We start from the raw sequence: 5,256 nt of genomic DNA on the forward strand, positions 1-5,256 counted from the left end.
GCGGCGCAGCACCGTGTTCACGCGTGCCACCACCTCGCGCGGGGAGAAGGGCTTGCAGACGTAGTCGTCGGCCCCGAGGTCGAGCCCGAGCAGCCGGTCGGCCTCGCGCGTGCGCGCCGTCAGCATGATGATCGGATGGTCGCTCAGCGAGCGCACCGCCTCCAGCACCCGCAGGCCATCGATGCGCGGCAGCGCCACCTCGAGCAGCGTGAGCGCGGGCGGCGCATGCAGGATGCGCTCGAGCGCGGCCGCGCCGTCGGCGATCTGCTCGACCTCGTGGCCGGCATCGTGCAGCAGGCCGTGCAGCACGGCGGCGCTGCTGTGCCGGGCGTCTTCCGCCAGCAGGATGCGGGCCATGGCGTTCAGAACGAGGTGCCGATCTGGAACTGCAGCCGCTGCGTGCGGTCGGCCGCGATGCCGTTGGCCGTGTCCTCCTTCTGGTAGAGCAGCGGCACCGCGTAGGCCAGGCGCAGCGGCCCGAGCGGCGAGATCCAGCTGATGCCCAGGCCGGCCGAGGCGCGCAGCTTGTTCTGCGCCTTCCATTGCGCATCGCTCATGCTGGCCGTGCGGCTCGCGAAGACGTTGCCCGCGTCGAGGAAGGTGTACAGCCGCAGCGAACGGTCGTTGCCCGCGCCCGGGAACGGCGTGCTGAACTCGAGGTTGAAGATCGCCTTGCGCGTGCCGCCCAGCGAGCCGCCCGACACGGCATCGACCGGCCCCAGCGAGTTCTGCTCGAAGCCGCGGATCGAGCCCAGCCCGCCCGCGTAGAAGTTCTTGAAGATCGGAAAGGCCGCGTCGCCGAGCGCGCGCGCATAGCCGAGCTCGCCGTTGAGCGCCAGCGTGTACTGCTTCGACAGCGGGAAGTACTGCTGGTACTGGTAGTTGCTCTTGAGGTAGCGCAGCGCGCCGCCCACGCCCACCTCGAGGTTCGCGCTCTGCAGCCGGCCCTGGGTCGGGATCAGCGCGCTGTCGCGGTCGTCGCGCGACCAGCCCAGCGTGGCCGGAAACGCCACCATGCTGCGGTTGGCGCAGCTCACGCTCGGTGCCGTGCCGGTGCACTGGAAGTAGTCGAGGTAGGCCTGCGGCGTGCCGGTGTAGACGTAGGAGCCATCGACCAGCGTGTAGGTGCCGTTGCTGCCGGGCGTGAACGCATAGCGCTCGACGCCGATGCCCAGGTAGATGCGGTCGAGCTCGCCCACCGGGATGCCGAAGCGCACCGAGCCGCCGTCGCTCGCGAGCTTGTAGTTGCCGTCGGCCTCGTAGTAGGGCCGCGTGGTGGTGTGGAACAGGTTGACGGTGCGCGAGATCCCGTCCTTGGTGAAGTAGGGATCGGTGGCGGTCAGCGAGATCGTGCGGTTGTACGAGCTGGTGTTGACCTGCAGGCCCAGGTAGTTGCCGCTGCCGAACACGTTCTCCTGCGTGATGCCGAAGCTCAGCGAGATCTTGTCGGTCGACGAATAGCCGGCGCCGAGCTGCAGCGAGCCGGTGGGCTTCTCGGCCACCGTCACCGCGATGTCGACCTGGTCGGGCGAGCCGGGGATCTCCTGCGTCTCGACGTTCACCTCGGTGAAGAAGCCCAGCCGGTCCACGCGGTCGCGCGACAGCTTGATCTTGTTGCCGTCGTACCAGGCGCCTTCGTACTGGCGGAACTCGCGGCGGATCACCTCGTCGCGCGTGCGCGCGTTGCCACCGATGTGGATGCGCCGCACATAGGCGCGGCGCGAGGGCTCGGCCTTCAGCACCATCGTCACGCGGTTGTTGGCGCGGTCGATCTCGGGCTCGGCCTGCACGCGCGCGAAGGCGTAGCCGAAGGTGCCGAAGTAGTCGGTGAAGGCCTTGGTGGTCGCCGTGACCTGTTCGCCGTTGTAGGGCTGGCCCGGCTTGATGGTGACCAGCGTCTTGAATTCGTCGTCGCGGCCCAGGTAGTCGCCCGCGAGCTTCACGCCCGCCACCGTGAACTTCTCGCCCTCGCTGATGTTGATCGTGACCGTGAGGTCCTCGCGGTCGGGCGAGATCGCGACCTGGGTCGAGTCGACGCGGAACTCGAGGTAGCCGCGCGTGACGTAGTAGCTCTTCAGCGTCTCGAGGTCGGCGTTGAGCTTGCTGCGCGAGTACTGGTTCGACTTGGTGTACCAGCTGAGCCAGCCGCCGCTGTCCTGGTCGAACAGGTCGAGCAGCGTGCTCTCGCTGAAGGCCCGGCTGCCCACGACGTGCACCGAGCGGATGCGCGCGGGCTCGCCCTCGGTCACGCCGAAGCTCAGGTTCACGCGGTTGCGTTCGCTCGGCGTGGCGGTGGTGACCACCTGCGCGTTATAGAGGCCGCGGCCCAGGTACTGGCGCTTGAGCTCCTGCTCGGCGCGGTCGGCCAGCGCCTTGTCGTAGGGCCGGCCCTCGGCCAGCCCCACCTCGCGCAGCGCCTTCTGCAGCGCGGCCTTGTCGAATTCCTTGGTGCCGACGAAGTCGACATCGGCGATGGTCGGGCGCTCCTCGACGATCACCACCAGCACGCGGCGGGTGACGTCGATGCGCACGTCCTTGAACAGGCCCAGCGCGAACAGCGCGCGGATGGCCTCGCTGCCGCGTTCGTCGCTGTAGGTGTCACCGGCGCGCAGGCCGAGGGTCGCGAAGACGGTGCCCGCCTCCACGCGCTGCAGGCCTTCGAGGCGGATGTCCTGCACGGCGAAGGGCTCGGCGGCCCGGGTGGAAGGTGCGATCAGCGCAGCGAGCAGCGCCAGGCCCGCGAGGGACTTCGGAGAGTTCATCGGCGCATGGTTTCGTCCAATGTCGGAGAAATTTGGGACGCCGCGCCGAGTTCACTTTCTCTCCTTTATTGCAGCCCGATGGCGTTGGCGGTCGGCCAGGCCGGGGCCGCCATCGGGGCCCGCGCGCCGGGCTCGCCGCAGGCGCGGCAGTTGCGCAGGTGGTCCTCGAGGCTCAGTTCGCCCTGCACCTCGAGCAGCCGCTGCACCGTGCGTTCGACCGCCTGCGCATCGAGCAGCGGATAGCTGCGCGCGGTGCGGCCGTTGTTGCGCACCAGCCGCGCGATGTAGGGCAGGTCCTGCTGCGTGATGACGGCCGCGGGCATCACGCCCTCGAGCGCCACGCCCTCGCAGGGCAGCAGCACGAAGTACTGCAGCCGCAGGTCGTCGGGCAGCAGGCTGCGCAGCTGCGTGGTCTTGCGCCCGCCCTGCCAGGCCGGGTCCTTCACCTCGCGCGCGCGGTTGCAGCCCTGCAGCCGCAGGAACCAGCGCGGCGGTGCCTGGTCCGATTTCTTGCGGTAGACGAAGGCGTTGCGCCAGGCCTTGATCTCGAACAGGTAGACGCCGGTCTCGCAGACCACCACCGCGTCGATGCGCGCGGTGCGCACCGCGCATCCCTCGGGCATCGGGATGATCAGGTTGCGAAGAATGCGCAGGTGGTCGAACGCGGGGCTGAATGCGTTCGCGAGCTGTTGCACGCCGAGCGAGGCGGCGAGGGTGCTTTGCAATGCGATGGTCATGGTGGCTCCTTCGAGTTAGGGCCTGTTGACGCTATGCAAGGGGTCGCGTTGCCCCGCAAAGGGGCTGGATGCAAGGCGCCCGTGCGCAGCAAGGCTGATGCCTTGCAAGCGCGGGCAACGCCGCAGACGGCCCCTTTGCGGGGCAACCCGAAGGGAAGCTCGCCAGAGCCCGCCCCTCGGCGTTGCGCTCCTAGCGTGTGCGGACGCACACGCGTCGTCGCGCGCCTTGATGGGCGGGCTCTGGCGAGCTTCGCGACCCCTTGCATAGCGTCAACAGGCCCTAAAGCATCGCGCGGCTTTTGGGAGACTTTTGGTAAGGACGGCATTGGGGTGTTCGCGCATCGATTGCGCGCAAAAACAACATTCGCCCCCATGCACCAGATTCCTCCGAATTTGGACGAGAGCATCCGTTCCGGCCGCTCGATGAAGAGCGCCGAAACCGGAGAAACCTGAATGAAGAAATCCCTCACGGCCCTGGCCGCGCTGACCGTCACCGGCCTGGCCTGCGCCCAATCGTCCGTCACCCTGTTCGGCGTCATCGACGCCGGCGTGAGCTACCAGTCGGCCACCTCGCGCAATGCGATCACCGGCATCACCAGCAAGCAGAGCCAATGGAGCCTGGCCAACTCGGGCTACAACTCCAGCCGCATCGGCTTCAGGGGCACCGAGGACCTGGGCGGCGGACTGGCTGCGAGCTTCTGGCTCGAGGCGCCGATCACCAACGACGACGGCGCGACCGGCATCGCCAACTTCAACCGGCGCTCCACCGTCAGCCTGTCGGGCGGCTTCGGCGAAGTGCGGCTGGGCCGCGACTACACGGCCACCTTCTGGAACGACACCGTGTTCGATCCCTTCGGCACCAACGGCTCGGGCACCAACGTCATCAGCACCGTGAGCGCCAGCACGGGCATCGGCAACAGCAACTACACGCGCGCCAGCAACATGGTCGCGTACTTCCTACCGCCCAACCTCGGCGGCTTCTACGGCCAGGTGCAGTACAGCCTGAACGAGAACGTGCGCAGCACCGACGTCACCGGCACCACCAGCAGCAGCAGCGCGGGCCGCTACGTCGGCGGGCGCTTCGGCTATGCCAACGGGCCGCTCGACATCGCGCTGGCCGCGGGCCAGAACGTGGCGGTCGACACCACCACGCTCACGCGCAAGGTGCAGACCGTCAACCTCGGCGCCTCGTACGACTTCGGCCCGGTCAAGCTGTTCGGCGAGATCTCGAACGTGCAGAACAAGTTCGACACCGGCCTGGCCAACACGCACGACAGCTACAAGGGCTACCTGATCGGCGCCACCGTGCCGGTGGGCCCGGGCCTGATCCGCGCCTCGTACTCGACGGTGCGCTACAACGAGGGCGCCGCCGGCATCTTCGGCGAGGACCCGCGCGTCAACAAGCTCGCGCTGGGCTACGTGCACAACCTGTCGAAGCGCACCGCGCTCTACGCCACCATCGCGCGCGTGAGCAACCGCAACGACGCGGCCTACACCGGCAGCCTCACGGCCGCCAGCACCACCGGCTATGGCACCACGGGCGTGGGCTACACCGGCCTGCCCAAGTCCTCGACCGGCTACGACTTCGGCATCCGCCACGCGTTCTGACGCCGGCATGCGCCCGCGCGCACTTCGGGGCGCGTGGGCGCGTGCGCCGTGCGCAGCCGCAGAAGAAAAGAGGAGAAGCTTTCATGACATTCCACATCCGTTGCCTGGCCGGCGCGCTGGCCGCGGCCAGCCTCGGCGGCTGCATCGTG

The 5,256-nt window shown here is 68.5% G+C and carries 4 protein-coding genes; 1 reads left to right on the forward strand and 3 read right to left on the reverse strand.

Annotated features, from left to right (window positions below; genetic code table 11):
* From AC27VN_RS31995 to AC27VN_RS32005, 3 genes are all read right to left on the reverse strand, one after another.
* On the reverse strand, positions 1-357 hold a 357-nt coding region (locus AC27VN_RS31995), incomplete at its 3' end, for a response regulator (RefSeq protein ID WP_490879161.1).
* 5 nt (positions 358-362) lie between these two features.
* Positions 363-2,762: an outer membrane protein assembly factor BamA gene (gene bamA / locus AC27VN_RS32000; protein ID WP_490879162.1), complete on the reverse strand. Its 2,400-nt coding sequence runs from the start codon at positions 2,760-2,762 to the stop codon at positions 363-365.
* A 65-nt stretch (positions 2,763-2,827) separates the two neighbouring features.
* Positions 2,828-3,499 carry a nuclease-related domain-containing protein gene (locus AC27VN_RS32005; protein WP_093348486.1) on the reverse strand — a complete coding sequence of 224 codons (672 nt, stop codon included), beginning with the start codon at positions 3,497-3,499 and terminating at the stop codon, positions 2,828-2,830.
* A gap of 453 nt (positions 3,500-3,952) precedes the next feature.
* Between AC27VN_RS32005 and AC27VN_RS32010 the strand changes: the two genes are divergently transcribed.
* Positions 3,953-5,107, forward strand: coding sequence for a porin (locus AC27VN_RS32010; protein WP_490879163.1), 1,155 nt, complete (start codon positions 3,953-3,955; stop codon positions 5,105-5,107).
* The last annotated feature ends 149 nt before the right edge of the window (positions 5,108-5,256 follow it).

This window comes from Variovorax sp. 20P10.2.4 (genome assembly GCF_058244205.1).